Genomic DNA, 15,608 nt, shown 5'->3' with positions numbered 1-15,608 from the left:
AACAAGTTGCAGAAGTAAAATTCACGCAGGGATCGGAACTGCTTTCGCTAGGATAACATCTGCGGCAGACAGTCCATACAATGTGCTGACACGGTCTTCAATCTGCTCGCGTAATGCGGTCGCATTGCGCTCGTAAATCGTTTTTTGGCGGGGCGTTCGCGCCGCTAGCACGGCATCGTTGGCGTCGATCAACTGGAGAACCAGCGTTTCAATCTCGGTGCGCTGAATCGGAGTCGCCGGCGGAATCGGCAGATGCTCGATGAACTGCTTGCCGTGAGAATAGTAACCGCCCCGGAAGGGGCTTGTATGCGTCCTGACCATCGCTTCGCTCAGGGGATGATGCAGCACCGCCAGTAGGAAGAAATTGCTTTCCGGTGCGCCGTCCTGTGGACGGATCAGGTAATACGGGCCGTTCCCGCCGCCAGTCATCATGATGTTACTCTCGTCGTAAGCATATCGGGCTTCGAGCGAGAGAATGGGCAGGATGATCTTCGGGCTGTCGAACTTTGTCAGGCTTTGGGAGCGGCCAAATTGGTAGAATTGCCGATCAGCGGCGGTGCCGCCGACGACATTGCGGCGTTCCAGCTCGGCTTGTCGGGCCGTCAGATATGCGAAGCATACCGGAAAAAGCCGTGCCATGTCTGCCGGCTGGATCAACCGGGCCATGGTGCGAGTGCCGTTGTGGCCGATCTCATAGGGGAAGATCATCCATGCGTTCGCTTCGGCACGCGTGTAGGGGTGGAGCCTAGCATCATGCAGGCAGGGCCGGAGAATGCCGCGCTCGATCGGCCAATCCCGGCCGTCCCACCGTAGCGTCACTGTGTCGGCCGTCTCAGCCACCGCGCGGTAAATATAGATCGGGTCGGCGCTGGTCTGGACGCCTACGAAGATTTCCGCCGCATTCCCCAGCTCGCGGCCGCAGGCCGCCCGCACACGCGCAAATAGCGCGCGCGTGTCGTCGTCCGCGAACTGCCAAGGATCATCCGTCAGCTCTTCCGCCGGCAGCACATTCCTGGGACCGGGCGTCCCGTAGCGCCACGGCTCCAGAGCGTCGACACGCTCCACCGTCACATCAGCCTTGCCCTGCCGGTCGAGGATTAGCAGGCAGGTGTAATTAGCCGCCTGCCGCCCGAAGACCTGCTGCACGCCGAAATGCACTATTTCCTCAAGGACGTGACCGGCCGTCACCAGGCGGCGGAGCGCCCGCCCAGCATGAATCGTCATGAACTTGTGCGGGATGATGAAGCCAAGCCGCCCATCCGGCCGGACAAGAGACAAGGACCGCTCTATAAACAGCGCATACTTGTCGAAATTGTCCTGCCGCGCCGTCGTGTAGGGCGAGGCCGCGTTCTGATAGAAAGCGGCCTCTTCCGGGGAATACGCCTGCATGTTTTGGATGCGGATATAGGGCGGGTTCCCTACGATCACGTCGAATCCGTCACGTGCAGTTTCGACGGGGAACTCGTCGGCCCACGAGAACGGATTGACCTTCTCCAGCAGCCGGGCGGGCAGAGCTCCCCGCGCGGCCGTCCATTCCGCTTGACTGACTAGGCTGTTGCCCGCCCGCAGCGTTCCTTCCAGCTCCGGCAGGGCCGGCGTGCCGGTGCGCTCGACGTAATCGCGCAAGCCGGCCGCGCCTTCGTCCTCGATCAGCTTCAGAAGGAGGCTGAATCGGGCCACCTCTACGGCATTTGCATCAATGTCCACGCCTCGGACATGGGCCAGCAGAATGCGGCGCTTTTCCTCGAAGGTGAGCCGCCACAGTCCTGCCCCGGCTTCGTAGATCGTCCGTCCGACATGCGCCGCGCGGTCGTTGGCCTGATACCAAGCCAGATAATGGTCGTTCAGGAACTCGAACACCGAGAGCAGGAAGATGCCGGAGCCACAGCAAATGTCGGCAACCGTGAAGACCGCGAGATCGGTCGGGGCCTTGCCGGCGAGATGCGGACCAAGCGTGCGCTGAACGATGGCATCAACGATATAACGGGGCGTCGGCACCACGCCGCCGCTTTCCCGGACTTCCGGCTTGCTGGTGATATCGACTGCGCCGGCAGCGTCGATCGTGATGATCTCGCCCAGGAACTGCTCGTAAATTTCACCAAGCACTTCGGTTTCGACGACGGCGAAGGTGTATGGGCTCTGCGGATAATATAACTCGTTAATGATCCCACTCAGCACATCATCGCTGATGCGGACGCCTAACCGGGCGTCGTCGAGAAGCCGGAACAGGCCGGAATCATAGAAGGCATCCGCTCGCCGCAGCTCCGCCAGTAAGGCATTGAAACTGCCGTCACCGGCGGCGAGGTCGCGTAGGGTTTCATAGCGTTCAATGTCGCGATCTTCACAGATACGCAGGAATACGATCCGCAAAAGAAAAAGCTGCACCGCATACGTAAGCTCTTCCGGCAAGAGGCCGGGCGTGTTGCGGTGAATGTCCTGCGCCAGCCGTTCGCGCCAGGAACGCACTTGCCGGAGGAAGAAATCGTCGAACTGTTCCGCCCCATGGCGCGTCACATCAACAGAGAAACGCCGGTCGAAATCACCCGAGTAGACCGCCGCGCGGGAGAGCAGCGGCCACAGCTCGTCAAAGCGAGCCTCGAACTCGTCGTAGCGCACCAGCAGAATGCGCGCGACATTCGCTTCGTCGGCCAGGTCGGGCTTGGGCTTACAGTCATAAACCGCAAGTTGATGGAAGTTGGTCAGCACCGCGATCGGCAGGCTGGCGGAATATCCGTAACGCCGCGTCTGAAACGCCGCGTCCCGGTTGCGGTCGATATGGATGCTCGGCTTTTTGGCTTCGACGAAAAGCTTGCGTTGGCGAGCAAGGCGCAGTTCATAGTCCGGCTTCTTGGAGAGCCGCTCTTCGCCAACCTCAACCGTGGCCTCTTCAATTACTTCCCGCAGGCCAAGAGGCTGGCCAGCTGCATTGTGCACGTCCCATCCGAACGCCGCGAGTAATGGCGTGATGAAGTCGGTGCGGGCCTGCGTCTCGTTATAGACAGCGCGCAGATAGTCTGCTTCGTTGCGCCTGAAGCTCTGAACCAGCTCGCCGACCCGAGCACGCGCGGCTGCCTTCAGGTCTGGACTAGTCATGTCGCCTGTTTCCGCGTACCGCGCCGGCGCGAATTGCGACGGTCCCTCATCTGTGTCCAAACGCTTTTCAGAAGGTCGCAGTCTGCGGCGCTCAGGCCCATATGCTCGCGTAAGATAATTTGCGCGTTTTCCTCAAGCACCGCGTCCAAACGTCCGGCGCGGACAAGTTGATCGACGTCTTTAAGCGGCATGGCGCCGTTGAGCTTCGTCGGCATCAATAGCCGCTCGGCTTCGGTCGGTTCCAGCTCCAATACGCCGCCGCCATAGCTACGCCCCTCGATCTCGGCCGAAGCGGCTGTAAGCCATGTATAGGTATTGGCGATCACCCGCTCCGGCTTCGCACCATGGCTGCGCATCCGGTGGATTGTGTCGGTGGAGGTCGCCCCTGAAGCATTCAACACCATGCGCGGAAAGTCATAAATTTGCCGGAAGGCAAAGCCATCCGGCACCCAAACAGAAGGCACCAGATACCACGGTTTGCGGATTGAGCACTTGTATCCCTTGTGGAACTCCTTCCGTTCGCCATCCTCAATGTATTGCCGTAGCTTCGCACTCAATTCGCTGGCCTGTGCCGCGCTGATATTGAGCAGATGCACGCGGTTTCCATCGGCGGCAAGGGATCTCCAATCGGCCTTGCCCAGCTGGCTTCCTTTGAGCTGTACGGAACGCGACACTAAAGGTGTCGTGTAGCCTTCAAGACCGAAGTCTTTGACCTGATCAGTTGAAAGTACAAAAAACTCATTCTTACCCGTGACCACACCCACGTCGATACTTGCGTGTGCGGACATGGAGGAGGTGATTTCCGCATCGCGTAGCTCACGCATGAAAGAAATCTGCCGGTTGTCTAGGAAGTATTTCAGCCACTTCTCACTGTCATGGCGCATGATCTTCGGTTCGGCGCGATCGAGCAGCAGGGCGGGCCTGATGTCGGTGATGTCGGCCACCGTCTCCGCCGCCGTCAGCGCGACCCGGCAGGTGTTGTCTTCGGTTGCTGCGGCCAGTGCGCCATCTGCCAGCAGCAGCACAACCTCCTGTTCAGCGTTCTCAAAGAACAGCTCGTTGCAGGCGATAACGTCGATACGCTCGAAATGATCTGTCAGGTACGACCGGAGTTGAGCAGCATAGGTGACTTGTAGAATTTCCGCCGGCAGGACGAGCGCCAAGCGGCCACCCGGTTTTAGGCTGGCCGTCGCCGCAACGACGAACGGCACCCAGATGTTGGTCAGACGGTTCGGTTTCAGCCCCTGATCGCCCATGATCGTCATGGCGCGGGCGCGGTGCGGTTCGGGGAAAGACTGATAACGAATAAAGGGAGGATTGCCCACGATCACGTCGAAAGCGGGTTGATCGGTTCCCTGCCACCAACCGAAGAAATCCGAGTTGCAAACGATTTTGTCCGCGGCTTTTCCGAGATCGGGGCGCAGGCGTTCCGTCGCCGCGCGCGCTTCTGCGGTGACGATCTCAACACCGGTGAGGTGATGTGGAATCTTCGCAGGTGTCACGCCCAACGACAAAAGTCTCTGGGCGGCTGCTTCCAAGAAAGCGCCATCACCGCAGCTCGGCTCCAGTACGGTGTCATCAGCAGACTGGATCGCCCATTCACAAAGCCACGCTGCGACCTGTGCAGACGTGTAGTACCCACCTCGCAACTTGTCTTTGTCTAGGTCAGCAAAGCGACCGCGCGGTGACACTGTAGAGGCGGCAACCTTTGACTTAGGAGCGCGGGGTTTGGTGGTGCGAGCGGAAGTCATTCTTTCCCCATATGAAGCAGAGGCATGTCTTCCTTGAGGAGACGGTCAACCGCTTCGCGGACGACCCATGCTACTGATACTCGATTCTTGCGGGCAATCTCGTTTAGCTCCCTATGCTGCTCCGCTGTCAGGCTGACTGACAGGCGATGGGCCGACTTGTCATCGTGGACATGTGGTGCCTTTTGCATAGCAGCTCTAATGTGATTTGCCTTTGCACCACCTTGCACCACATCGGTGCAAGACGCAACACCGCTCGCGAGGCATAGAGATACAAATAGCGGAGCATCCGGAATCGAACACGGCGAGACTGTCGGTGTCTAACCCGTCCCTTTTCCGCGCCAAGGCATCCTATTCACCGCACACGGGTACCCGAGCCCTTCCCTGCAATGACATTCCACGCTTCCATTGCCCCAGCCCCTTTCCGGGCGCGGGATTTTGGAGACGATGGCGGTCAAGCGGAGCAGGATCAATATCGAGGTTACAGCCTCGACCGGACCGGAAACGATCCGGCACGATCCTGCGCGCAAAGACGCTGCCTTGATGTCGCTGGCTCGCCTGATCGGTCGCCAGATCGCCCGTGAGCAGTTCGAGCGCAAACTGGCAGCGGAACGCAAAGCTCAACGCCATCTGGCGTAGCTGACTTGCAAATCCCCTTGCATTTATACGTATAACACGTATTATTTACGCAGACCTATTCTCCCGGAGTCTGCGATGCCGACCACCACCTCCCTCGAATTTCAGCGCAAGTTCGGACAGTATCTGAACGAGTCTCACCGTGAGCCGGTAGAGATCACGCGACATGGCCGGCGCGAGTTTGTGCTGATGTCGGCCGCTCAATATGACGAACTGCTGTCAGCCGCGCATCGCAGCGGCAAGGCCGTCGAAGCCGCCTCCGAACCTGAACAGAATTAAGATACCTCCCCCGACACGGAGCTTGAAAGGACTGCCTATATGACCCGCGTTGCGCTCTATGCCCGATATTCTTCCGACAACCAGCGCGAGGCGTCGATCGAGGACCAGTTGCGTATCTGCCGCGAGCAGGCGAAGCGCGAGAAGTGGAAGATCGTCGGAACCTACAAGGATGCTGGCATCTCCGGCGCGAGCATGATCCTGCGCCCCGGCATCCAGTCGCTCCTTCAGGATGCGCAAGCTGGCCAGTTTGACATTGTGATGGCAGAGGCACTGGATCGCATCAGCCGCGACCAGGCTGATGTCGCTACCTTCTACAAGCACCTCAAGTTTGCTGGTGTTCCGATTGTCACACTGTCCGAGGGCGAGATCAGCGAGCTTCATGTCGGCCTCAAGGGCACGATGAACGCACTGTTCCTGAAAGACCTTGCCGCCAAAACCCATCGCGGCATCCGTGGCCGCGTCGAGGACGGCAAGTCAGGCGGCGGCCTGTGCTTTGGCTACAATGTCGTCAAGCAGCTCGATGCGCGCGGTGATCCCATTCGCGGCGACCGGGAAATCAACGAAGCCGAGGCGAATGTTGTCCGTCGCATCTTCCGCGAGTTTGCCGCTGGCATCGGCCCGCGCACCATCGCTCGTACCTTGAACGAGGAAGGTGTCCGTGGTCCGGCTGGGAAGCTCTGGAGCGACACCACCATCCGGGGCCATGTGAAGCGCGGCACGGGGCTGGTGAATAATGAACTTTATATCGGTCGTCTGATCTGGAACCGGCTTCGCTACATCAAAGATCCATCGACCGGAAAGCGCGTCTCACGCCTGAACCCGGAATCGGAATGGATCATCAAGGATGTGCCGGAGCTGCGCATTGTCGATGACGAACTCTGGCAGTCCGTTCGTGTCCGGCAGGACGAGATCGCCGAGAAGTTTGCCAACGTCACCGAAGCCGTGCGAAAGCACCACAAAAAGAACCGCCTGAACGGCACACGTCGGCCGAAGTCCCTTCTGTCCGGCCTGGTCTTCTGTGGCTGCTGCGGAGGCCCCTACTCGCTTCGCGGCGCTGATCGGTTTGCCTGCTCGAACCACATCAGCAAGGGCGCCTGTTCAAACAGCCGCACGATCCCGCGTGAGGAACTGGAAGCCCGCGTGCTGTCCGGTCTGAAGGATCGCATGATGGCGCCTGAGATCGTTGAGGAGGCGATGCGCGCTTATGCCGAAGAGACCAACCGGCTGAACCGGGAACGCCGCTCCAGCGGTGATGCCTGGAAAGCAGAACTGGTCAAGACCGAGAAGCAGATCCGCGGCATCATCGAGGCGATCAAGGCTGGCATGTTCCATGAGAGCATGAAGGCTGAGATGGACACGCTGGAGGCGCGAAAAACCGAACTGAACACCCTGTTGGCCGACGCGCCAGAGGACACACCGGACATTCTGCCGAGCGCCTCGGCGATCTATGCGAAGAAGGTTTCTGCCCTGACGAAGGCGCTCAATCGCAAGGAAGAGCGCCAGGAAGCGGCAGAGACTTTACGTGGGTTGATCGAGAAGATTTCGCTCACACCGGGGCCGGAACGTGGCGAGATTTACGCGACACTGCACGGTGAACTGGGCGCGATCCTCAATTGGACGGAGCGGCAAGCCATTGGAAAGGCTGCAAAAACAACAAAACCCGCAGCGGATGCTACGGGTTTGTCGTTATCAGTGGTTGCGGGGACAGGATTTGAACCTGCGACCTTCAGGTTATGAGCCCATAATCCTGAAATTTCAATAACTTAGCAATATCAATAGCTTACGCAACAAGCCTTTGATTTGACGGAATTTTTACCCCCGCACCAAGCAGCATTGGCACGGATTCATGCGCAAAACAGGCGCGAATCCCGCAGTCGCAGGTTGATGTGGCGTTGATGTAGCTTGGCATCCTGCCTCGTTGCTCATGATCGTAAACCGGCACAAAATGCCGACGAGGGCCGTTGCGGACGCTCAAAGCACACCTCGCCAGCCTGCAGAGGGACCGGGATCTGCGATCCCGTCGTGTTCTCATGGCTCGTTATTATCTTCTTCATAGGCAGACCAACTATCCTCAGGAGCATAATATTCGGCGGCATCGTATATCTGCGTCTTCTTGTAGCGATCACTCAGGCCTATGGCGGCAAGTCGCGACAAGCCAGAAATCTTAAGACGACAGGCAATGCACTCGAACTGATTTGGAAGATACTCTTGGGTTTCAATGATTTCTCCCTCTTCGAGTTTTTGGTTCGGCGGCGCAACCGGCTCGCCGGCAACCAAAGCAGTTGACGCACAAGATGGGCAGGCAACCCGATGACCATTATGGCGCGACGCCCATACCTCCGCTTGGGCCCGAAGCGACTCGCGCTCATCCTTCGCCTTTGCCTCCCAGACCTTCTTGTGGGCATCAACCTCACCCTTCACGGCCTTCGCACCATCGTCGGCGGCTGCCTCTATCAACTGCTTCGCAACTCTGGCCTCGTCATCACCCACGAAATCGGCAAGGGTTGCGCCGATCGAAGCGAGAAGAACTTGGCAGCATTGATAGAATCGCGGCTGCCAAGTCGATCCCTTAACACCATCAAAGGCGAGCTCGCCGGAATGCAGCTCCGCATTGCGCATACCAGTATGGATAATGCCAAAGCTCTCATGCTCTTTGGTAAACTCGGGCACGATAGCTAATAAACGTCTAAACACTTCGGTGATCGTGATCGATTTGGGTGAAAATTTCTCCTCTACCGGGGTGAAGCCGAGGGCGTGGTAGAGGCTTGACCAATTTCTGTCGGTGTCAGCAAGAAGCGCGGGACTAACATTGGCAAGAGCCGCGCGCGCAAGAAATTCAAGTGCAAGGCTCGACCAAAGCGCATATTCCCACTCATCGCTATTGAACGCACTCATATGCTGAATGTAGCGCTCTGCCTTCATATAAAGTGCTTCGGGATCACAGGTTGGTGGCGTCGCTCCTGGTTTGACCGTCTGCTTCAATGGATGGCCTCCAAATACACACGCTGGATGGACCGATCCTCGCGGTCCGGCGATATCGGAGCTCTAGCATGCAACATCCGCCAATTGTCAATTACGAGCGTATCGCCTGGACGTACCAACGCGATTCCTCGGTATTCGGCAGCTCTGAGCCATTCGCGTATCAAGCCGTCGGCCGTATCGCCGATCCTGCTTGCCGGTTTGAGGAATAGCTCGTCCCATCGAAGTCGATCCACACCCTCTATATCTACCTCGTAAAGGCGCAGTAGATCGTATGTTCCATTCCTTGGTCGGCGTGGCTTAAAAATTGCACGAGCCAGAATATCTTTGCTCACAGAGTTCACAAGTACACGTCCGTCAATCATCAACGTCGGAACATCCAGATAGCCAATCTGACACCGCAACAAGAGATATCGAGGCGGAACACGCCAATGAGCTAAATCTGTGTGAAACGGAAAACGGCCAAAGCCGAAGTTACCGCTATAGGTATTGGGTGCAGCTTTTGCCTGTGGCTTCAGGGTTTGCACCAGCCCCCCCTCCCACGGCGTCAACGGCACCCCTAGAGAGCTCGCCACCTCAAGGGTGCTCGCCGCCGACTCAAACTCCGAGAACAACACGTAACCTTGGTCGTCAATTTTTCTTCTGAAGTCAGGGTGATTCACTTTTGGCTGGACCTCCCGAGGGCGGTTTTGTGGCAGATGACTGCTGCATCCTCTCAACTCTGCGCCAGATTGGCCAATATTTTGTTCATCAAGACCGGTTGATACGTTGCCCATTTGCGGTGTCGGTCGCATTTGTGCATCTGCACACCAATCGCAAAAGTTGGTCTTCATGGCGAACGAAATACCTAGAAACGGTTACAGGGCCAGCTTTCGTTACGCCGATCATACGCAATCGGCCCCTACAACCATTACCTCCGCAACTCCTTCAGCCCCAATTCCTCCCACATCCAGCCGAAATCGTATTCTGCAATCGGGTCGTCTGCGTGACGGGCACTGCCGTTCTCCAGATATTTCAGCCACTCGACGACCTTCTTCCGCCCGGCCGCGGTGCGGACGGCCGCGCGCGGGGATTTTCCGCCCAAGGCGGGGATCGGCGCGTCCAGGGTCTCGCCGTAATGGCGGTCCAGATGTTCCTGCATCAGTTGCCGGGCGATTTCGGGCGGGATCTCGTCGGCACCTGCCTGCGGCTCGAGGCCGCGATGTTCATTGCGCATCTGCTCCACCGTCCGGATCGAGGTCAGCGGGCGCTTCAGCAGATCCCCGCAGGCTTCCGCTACCAGCGCCTCGATCATGGCCGCACGCGTGGCCGAATTCACATTGACCAGCAGCGCCTTGCCCTTCAGCTCCAGCGTGCCCAGCATCGTGGCCCCATCCATCTGCGTGTCCAGCATCAGGCCACCACCCGCCTGTCCGCCCCTGCCCTTGCGCGCTGCCAGCCAGTTCCAGAACTTCGGCCCTTCGGGCATGAAACCCTTCACCCCTTCCAGCCGTTCAGCGACCGCCTTCTGCGTCACGCCGCTGGCCAGCGGAAAGCGCAGATCATGGAACTGCACATCGTCACCATCGGAATTGCTGAGCTGGATCTCCGCCGGACTGAGCGCGCGGTCGAGCTCGGTGAACAGCCAGGCGGCGGTGAAGATCGGCGCGCAGCCCAGCAACTGTTCACGGCTCAGCCGCAACGCATCACGCTTCTTCAGCTTCAGCGCATCGCGCAGCCCCTCGAACAGGAACTCCACCGTCTCGGTCCGGAACGGCAGCAGCGCGCCCGAGATGACATGGTGATCGCGCTCGGCCACCACCCGCACGGCAATCCGATCCCATTGCTTCAGCGTGCGGCTGGCGGATTTTTCGCGCACGGTGACAGGATCGGCATCTGTCAGCAGATCGCGTAGCGCCATCGATGTGCCGGGTTGGACATCGCTGACCTCGTAGAGGCTGACCGGCGTGTCGCGCAGCGCCGCGAAATAGTCCCGGTTCAGCGCCGTTTCCTTCCAGCCCCGGCGCTTCAGGTACAGATCGACAATATTGCCGTCCTCATAGCGGCAGGACAGGAAGTCCTCGAAGCCGCAACCCCAGAGCACGCCCGACCATTGCTCGCCCAGAAGATCGACCAGCCCGTCATTGTCGATTTCGAACTCTTCCAGCGCCGGCATCAGATGTTCGGCGACCACCTCCTGCAGCCGCTCACGCCAGTCGCCCTCCCGGCCGATGAAGGTGAGCAGATCGGAAATGTCGTTACGCTCGGCCATGATTTTCTCCGCCTGTGACTGCCCCGCTTCTAGCCCGACAGAGGCATCCGATGCCACCGCCGAAACGCCCCTCCAAACCACATCGCGGCAGCATCCGCGTGGTTGCACGGCGACGCATGTTCTTGACTTGTTCTCGCCGGTCGGACAGTGCACAACCACGCGCAAGAGGAGAATCAAGCTCAACCAGAAGCATAGCAGCCTCATCGGAATATAGCTCAGGGACTGGAAATCGGGCGCAAGGAAGCGCCCTGCCCTCAATGCCGCCAATTCCACTTCCCCCGCACCTTCGGGCGCGGGCTGCACCGGGTTTGAGCGACGGCGATCCTCAGCAGAAACGGAGAGGATAAGATCATGGCCCTGCCGCCGCGCACGCATTACACCCTGCACGAAGTCACCGCCCGCTGGGGTTGCAATATCGCCGATATCGCCGGCTGGGCGGATGCGGGCCGGTTCCGGGTCATGACGGGCATCGCGGTGGTGCATTGTGGTAGCGAGACCGTGGCGGGCAAGGTCGTCTTGTCGCCGATGGAACTACTGCCGCTGTTTCGCCGCTGCGGTACAGGCCCCACGGAAGGCGTCATGCGCCGCATCCAACCCATCGACCGGGAAGACTGGCTGCTGATCACGGATCCCGTGGGAGGGGTGTCGGTGACCATCGCCGACATGCTGATCCTGGCCGAGGAAGTTCACGCCTTCGAAGACGAGAACGACATGGTGCGACGCGTGGCATCCGGACCAGGCGCGGCGACGCCATATGACTGGGAGGGGATGAATGTCGCATTGATCACACGGATTCACGATCAGGGGCTGCCACCGACACAGGCCGAGTTGATCGCCGAGATGCAGGATTGGTTTGCCGATCAAACCGATGGCGAGCGGATTCCCGACGGCCGTAGCATCCGGCGGCGGGTCACGCCGGTCTGGAAGGCGCTGCGACGCGAGGAAGCGTGACGATCGCCACCGAAGCGGGACGGATCAGGCAGATCGCCGATCTTTTGCCGCGCTGGCATCATGCACCAGCCGGGGCTTCGGCTGGAAGGCGCTGGCCACGGCATCGACCCCGGCGCGCAGGGGCGAACCCATCAAGTGGGCGTAGCGCAAAGTCGTCTGCATCTGGCTGTGGCCCAACAGTTTGCCGATCATTTCCAGCGAGGCGCCCCCGCTGACCAGCAGCGAGGCGAAGGTGTGGCGCACATCGTGGATGCGGACATCGTCGAGCCCGCAGTCCTTCTGCACCCGCGCCCAGAAGCGGCGCACCTCCTGCACCGGCTGGCCGGGCGTGTCACCCGGAAAGAGCCAGGGCACGCCCTTCGGCACCAGCATCAGCCGCTGACGGACGATGGCGGCGGTCTCGTCGGAGATCGGCACCCGATGGGCTCGGCGCTGTTTCGTCATCGCGGGCGGTTTCGACCAGCTCATTTGTTCGAGATTGAACTGTTCGAACCGGGACTGCCGCACCTCGCCCAAACGGGCACCGGTCAGCATGCAGAGCCGGATGATATCAGCCGCGCGCCGGTCCTCGGCCGCATCCAGCGCCGCAGCCAGCTTGGCGATTTCCTCCTTCGACAGGAACCTCTCGCGCGGGGTTTCCATGCGGCGATGAAAGCGCTGGGCGGGATTGTCCCCGCACCAGCCCCATTGCACCGCCAGCGTGAACATCTTTCGCAATATCTCTCCGACCCGGTTGGCACGGACCGGCGTCGGTTTCGGCCCCTGAAGCTTGCGCGCCCGGTTGTTCGGCTTTGCCTTGTGCGGCCTTGCCCGACCTTCGGCGATCTGCGTCAACAGCCTGTCGACATCGCTCTGGGTGATTTCCGACACCAGTTTGCGACCCCAGCGAGGGGCGACAAGTTTCGCCATGACCGAGCGCTGATCGGCCTGACTGCGCTCCGACAGTTTCGGCAGATGCTCGGCGCAGTAGCGTTCGATCAGATCGTCGACGCGGGGTGCCTCGCGCTTTTCCTCACGCATGGCCAGCGGATCGGCCCCGGCATCGATCTCGCGGCGGAGCTCCCTCGCCCGCTCCCGCGCCGCCGAGACCGACCAGTCGGGCCAGCGGCCAAAGGTCATCCGGCGCTGTCGCCCGGCGTGGCGGTAATCCAGCGTGAAGGCTCGCCCGCCGCCGCGATAGATGCAGACGGCGAAGCCGCGCATTTCGGAATCAAAAATCTGGTAGTCCCGCCCCAGCACGGGCTCGGCCTCGCGCAGGATCTTTTCGGTCAGTTTGATGCGCTCGGGCATGGTCGTTCGGTCCTTCTGGCACCCGACATGAAGCGTGGTTCCGCGGCTCTATCAAGCAGAGCATGGAAGCACGGGTGGCAGCGAGGCGGAGAGTGGCATAAACGTCGCCATCACCGCGCCACCCCTTGTTTTGCTGTGGTTTACGGCGCTGGGCCGCGTTCTGCGCGCCTGTCACATCTGCCCGCGACAGGGCCTCCATCACCGGAATCGCCATCAAGAACAGGCCTTTTCTCGGGATCGGCAGACTCGATTTTTTAAATCCTGAATGATTTCAATGAGTGGCGCGGTGCCGTGTCGGATGCCACCCCCTTTTCGCCCGCCAATGCCGGTCAATACCCGCATTTCCGGCTGTTCGCGGGTGTGTGCCGCTTTGGCGTCAATCCGGCGGTGATCACCGGTCGCCGCCACCCAGCCCAGCTACATCCCTCTGAACCCCTCAATCCCAGCAAAACATGGGGTGGCACGCATGCGGAAATCTTCGCGCCACTCTCCGCCTCGCCGCCACCCCCCGGCATCTGCGCTCAATCGCCTCCACAGCAATGATGGAGACCCCGATGCCGCATCTCGGATCGATGCCGGAACCGACCGCAAAACCCCGCACGCTGATGGGTGGCTGGATCAGCCGCCTGGACCTCGCCATGGAACTCGGCCTCTCGGTCGACACGCTGCGCCGCTGGGAGGCGCAGCGGATGGGCCCACCCTGCGTCCGTGCCGGCCGAAAGGTCTATTACCGCCGCGCCGCCGTCGAGGACTGGCTGGAAGAGCAGGAGCAGGCCGCCCCGCGCCGCCGTCGCGTCGGAGGCCGCCGCTGATGACCAATCTCAGTCACAAGCCCGACTGGCCCGCCGATCGCGTGGCCGAGGCAAGGGCAGTCATCGCCGATGCCGCCCATCACAGCGACCGCCTCGTTACCATCGCCTGCGAGGTGTTGGCTCGCCACGGCGCGACCGACGAGGAGCGCGAAGAGGCAAGGCTGCTGCGGCTGATCGTCGATGCCCGACGGCCGGTTCGCGGCCGACGGAATGACGATGATCACGACACCTGCGGGGTGCAGCCATGAAGCGCCGAGGCACCCCCGAAGCCGATCTGCAACGCGCCGTGGTCCGCGCCCTGCGCCAGATCCTGCCCCGCACCGCCATTATCCATCACTGCGCCAACGAGGTCACAGAACCCGGGCCGCGCGGCGCGAAACGCCAGGCGATCCTCGTCGGCATGGGCGTTCATGCCGGTTTTACCGATCTGATGATTCTCTGCGATGGCCGCGTGCTGTTTCTGGAGTTGAAAGCTCCGAAGGGTCGGTTGCGACCGACGCAGGAAGCTTTTCGCGATGCCGTGCTGGCCCAGGGCTTTGGCTGGGCGCTGGTCCGGTCACTGGACGATGCGCTGACCGCTCTGGCCGATCACGGGTTTTCGACACGCATCGCGGCCCCGGCCCGGAGGGTCATCCCATGAGTCATGCCGCCACCAACTGGGCCATCCAGCAGCGCGGGTTGAAGCCCGCAACCAAGATCGTGCTCTGGCATCTCTGCGACCGCCACAATCCGGATTTCGGCTGCTTTCCGACGCAGGTGCGGCTGGCGCATGATTGTGAAATCAGCCGCTCCTCGCTGAACGACCAGCTCGACCAGCTGGAAGCCGCAGGTCTTCTGCGCCGGGTGCCACGCATCGATCCGCTGACCCGGCGCCAGTTGCCGACCCGCTACATTCTGGGCTTCGAGGAAGAGTTCTCGCAGGATCCACCTCCTGATTCCGGAGATGGCAATGACGGCAACGAAACCGCCCCCGACGATGGCACAAATTCCGTGTCCGACACCGCGCCATGTCCAGATTTCGGACACGGGGTCGAGGCGGAAGCCGTGTCCGAATTTTCCGCAGAGCCGTGTCCGAAAAATGGCGATTTCCGTGTCCGAAATTCGGACACTAACCCTGTAAGAGAACCTTTAAGGGAACCAGTAAAGGAGGAGGAGGACGCGCGGGCGCGCGATGATCGATTTGAGGAGTTTTTCGGGGAACTGCTCGATGCACTGGGTCTGGACCTTGAGGCCGCCCTTCCCGCCTGGTGGCAGGGCTGGCCAGCCCGCGAACATGTCCGGCGCTGGATCACCGATCTCGGGCTGACCGGGGACCGGATCGTCGCGGTGGCCCGGGACAGCCGGGAAAATCATCCCGAACCGCCGGACGGGCCGCGGGCACTGGACCGGCTCATGGAACGGGCGGCGAAATCGGTATCTGTAACGGCCTGCAATCATCCTGAGTTCGGCTTGCAAACATCGTGATTTTTGGCCCGGATTATTTGCGTCTATCCTGGGTGCCGAACCCGCATTATTTGCGAATGAGCCCGAATTGTTTGCAACCAGCCTGCAATCATCGGGCCGAACCCG

At 60.5% G+C, this 15,608-nt stretch carries 15 protein-coding genes; 8 read left to right on the top strand and 7 right to left on the bottom strand.

Translation table 11 applies throughout. The features are described 5' to 3' along the window. Positions 1–21: 21 nt before the first annotated feature. The 3 genes from PAE61_RS05100 to PAE61_RS17585 are packed head-to-tail and all read right to left on the bottom strand — an operon-like array spanning position 22 to position 5,032. On the bottom strand, positions 22–3,093 hold the full coding sequence (locus PAE61_RS05100; RefSeq protein ID WP_271114291.1) for an Eco57I restriction-modification methylase domain-containing protein: 3,072 nt from the start codon (positions 3,091–3,093) through the stop codon (positions 22–24). Beyond that, positions 3,090–4,844, bottom strand: coding sequence for an Eco57I restriction-modification methylase domain-containing protein (locus PAE61_RS05095; RefSeq protein WP_271114290.1), 1,755 nt, complete (start codon positions 4,842–4,844; stop codon positions 3,090–3,092). Before PAE61_RS05095 ends, PAE61_RS05100 begins: the two co-directional genes overlap by 4 nt. Beyond that, a complete protein-coding gene (locus PAE61_RS17585; RefSeq protein WP_353620384.1) occupies positions 4,841–5,032 on the bottom strand; it encodes a ribbon-helix-helix domain-containing protein in 192 nt (63 codons plus the stop codon). Before PAE61_RS17585 ends, PAE61_RS05095 begins: the two co-directional genes overlap by 4 nt. 256 nt (positions 5,033–5,288) lie before the next feature. On the opposite strand from PAE61_RS17585, the gene PAE61_RS05090 reads away from it, so the two are divergent. The 3 genes from PAE61_RS05090 (at position 5,289) to PAE61_RS05080 (ending at position 7,493) form a co-directional block, all read left to right on the top strand. Further along, positions 5,289–5,480, top strand: a complete 192-nt coding sequence (locus PAE61_RS05090) for a hypothetical protein (protein WP_271114289.1) — start codon at positions 5,289–5,291, stop codon at positions 5,478–5,480. 75 nt (positions 5,481–5,555) lie between these two features. Then, complete coding sequence (locus PAE61_RS05085; protein ID WP_271114288.1) at positions 5,556–5,756, top strand: type II toxin-antitoxin system prevent-host-death family antitoxin; 201 nt, start codon at positions 5,556–5,558, stop codon at positions 5,754–5,756. A gap of 39 nt (positions 5,757–5,795) precedes the next feature. After that, positions 5,796–7,493 (top strand): recombinase family protein, encoded by a 1,698-nt coding sequence (locus PAE61_RS05080; RefSeq protein ID WP_271114287.1) that lies wholly within the window; start codon positions 5,796–5,798, stop codon positions 7,491–7,493. A gap of 291 nt (positions 7,494–7,784) precedes the next feature. On the opposite strand, the gene PAE61_RS05075 is transcribed toward PAE61_RS05080, so the two are convergent. The 3 genes from PAE61_RS05075 to PAE61_RS05065 all read right to left on the bottom strand — a co-directional run bounded on the left by PAE61_RS05075 (position 7,785) and on the right by PAE61_RS05065 (position 10,986). Beyond that, positions 7,785–8,738, bottom strand: coding sequence for a hypothetical protein (locus PAE61_RS05075; RefSeq protein ID WP_271114286.1), 954 nt, complete (start codon positions 8,736–8,738; stop codon positions 7,785–7,787). Continuing rightward, complete coding sequence (locus tag PAE61_RS05070) at positions 8,735–9,529, bottom strand: TauD/TfdA family dioxygenase (protein WP_271114285.1); 795 nt, start codon at positions 9,527–9,529, stop codon at positions 8,735–8,737. Before PAE61_RS05070 ends, PAE61_RS05075 begins: the two co-directional genes overlap by 4 nt. Before the next feature lie 116 nt (positions 9,530–9,645). Further along, positions 9,646–10,986 carry a DUF7986 domain-containing protein gene (locus tag PAE61_RS05065; RefSeq protein ID WP_271114284.1) on the bottom strand — a complete coding sequence of 447 codons (1,341 nt, stop codon included), beginning with the start codon at positions 10,984–10,986 and terminating at the stop codon, positions 9,646–9,648. Between the two features lie 351 nt (positions 10,987–11,337). On the opposite strand from PAE61_RS05065, the gene PAE61_RS05060 reads away from it, so the two are divergent. Beyond that, positions 11,338–11,937 carry a hypothetical protein gene (locus tag PAE61_RS05060; protein WP_271114283.1) on the top strand — a complete coding sequence of 200 codons (600 nt, stop codon included), beginning with the start codon at positions 11,338–11,340 and terminating at the stop codon, positions 11,935–11,937. Positions 11,938–11,961: 24 nt separating this feature from the next. On the opposite strand, the gene PAE61_RS05055 is transcribed toward PAE61_RS05060, so the two are convergent. Continuing rightward, positions 11,962–13,227 (bottom strand): tyrosine-type recombinase/integrase, encoded by a 1,266-nt coding sequence (locus PAE61_RS05055; RefSeq protein ID WP_271114282.1) that lies wholly within the window; start codon positions 13,225–13,227, stop codon positions 11,962–11,964. A gap of 452 nt (positions 13,228–13,679) precedes the next feature. Here PAE61_RS05055 and PAE61_RS05050 point away from each other — a divergent pair, with 452 nt between their 5' ends. The 4 genes from PAE61_RS05050 to PAE61_RS05035 are packed head-to-tail and all read left to right on the top strand — an operon-like array spanning position 13,680 to position 15,503. Continuing rightward, entirely contained in the window at positions 13,680–14,039 is a 360-nt protein-coding gene (locus PAE61_RS05050; protein ID WP_434803103.1) for a helix-turn-helix transcriptional regulator, read from the top strand. Continuing rightward, complete coding sequence (locus PAE61_RS05045; protein WP_271114281.1) at positions 14,039–14,287, top strand: hypothetical protein; 249 nt, start codon at positions 14,039–14,041, stop codon at positions 14,285–14,287. The genes PAE61_RS05050 and PAE61_RS05045 overlap by 1 nt, the downstream gene beginning before the upstream one ends. After that, a complete protein-coding gene (locus PAE61_RS05040) occupies positions 14,284–14,679 on the top strand; it encodes a VRR-NUC domain-containing protein (RefSeq protein WP_271114280.1) in 396 nt (131 codons plus the stop codon). Before PAE61_RS05045 ends, PAE61_RS05040 begins: the two co-directional genes overlap by 4 nt. After that, the gene (locus PAE61_RS05035; RefSeq protein WP_353620383.1) at positions 14,676–15,503 is read left to right on the top strand and encodes a helix-turn-helix domain-containing protein; all 828 of its coding nucleotides are present in this window, start codon (positions 14,676–14,678) and stop codon (positions 15,501–15,503) included. The genes PAE61_RS05040 and PAE61_RS05035 overlap by 4 nt, the downstream gene beginning before the upstream one ends. Positions 15,504–15,608 lie beyond the last annotated feature (105 nt).

The sequence above is a fragment of the Paracoccus aerodenitrificans genome, assembly GCF_027913215.1.
In the GTDB taxonomy this organism is placed as follows: domain Bacteria; phylum Pseudomonadota; class Alphaproteobacteria; order Rhodobacterales; family Rhodobacteraceae; genus Paracoccus; species Paracoccus aerodenitrificans.
The sequence above is the reverse complement of the archived record's forward strand: the minus strand, read 5'-3'. Positions and strand labels throughout refer to the sequence as shown.